This window comes from Psychrobacter sp. 1U2 (genome assembly GCF_051847575.1).
In genome coordinates this window covers 1-735 of the sequence record NZ_JBPYDC010001027.1, presented here as the reverse complement: position 1 = coordinate 735, position 735 = coordinate 1, and the positions used below count along the sequence as shown (strand labels likewise).

The window sequence follows — 735 nt, the reverse complement described above, 5'->3', positions numbered from 1 at the left end:
ATGAACAATCTAGATTCTATCGATTCGATTCACAATTTATTTGCCAAAAATAAGCTTGAGCCTAATATAAGCTCTGGCTCTGATGCTAGCTCAAGGTTTCAAGGTGACTTATATGAAGAGCTGGCTAAGCTTGAATATATCTATATCGATGATGCAATAGAGTTACAGGCAAACGATGATAGAACCACCATTGCATATAATCCTATATCTTTAAGCGACTTTTTTGAGGGATTAGCACAGCTTGCTACAATGGGAGTGGTGGAGGTAACTGATATTGTAGAAGCTATTCACCGTGAGATTGTTTTACGTCCTTTGGGGCGTTTTAATGAAAGCAATGTCAGCAAATGGCAACGTGGTCTCACCGGTCGAATCTATGGAGCGGTACGCCGGGTAGCATCCTTGGTTGGCAATAATCTAGCATTGGCCCTGCGATTGTATAAAAACGTAATTAGTCAAAAAGACGCCCGTCCGCTACCAGAATCTTTTAAACAGCTTATCAACGTCCTAAATGGCGTGATGGGCGATCATCTGGTCAATCATGACAATCCCCTCGCGATTCCCATGATTTTATACGACAGCGCCTCACGTCCAAGAAGTGGACAGCTGCAAAACAAAGAGATATCAGGACGCGTTATTATCTTGTGCCATGGTCTTTGCATGAGTCACTTAAGCTGGCAACCAGCTGAACCAAACAGCCTTGGTGCACATATTAAGCGCAGTCTGCCCAAATCCACC

Annotated in this window: 1 pseudogene; it reads left to right on the top strand. The window is 43.4% G+C overall.

The features are described 5' to 3' along the window. A pseudogene (locus ACS8FD_RS20180) lies at positions 1 to 735 on the top strand (hypothetical protein); the annotation flags it as partial.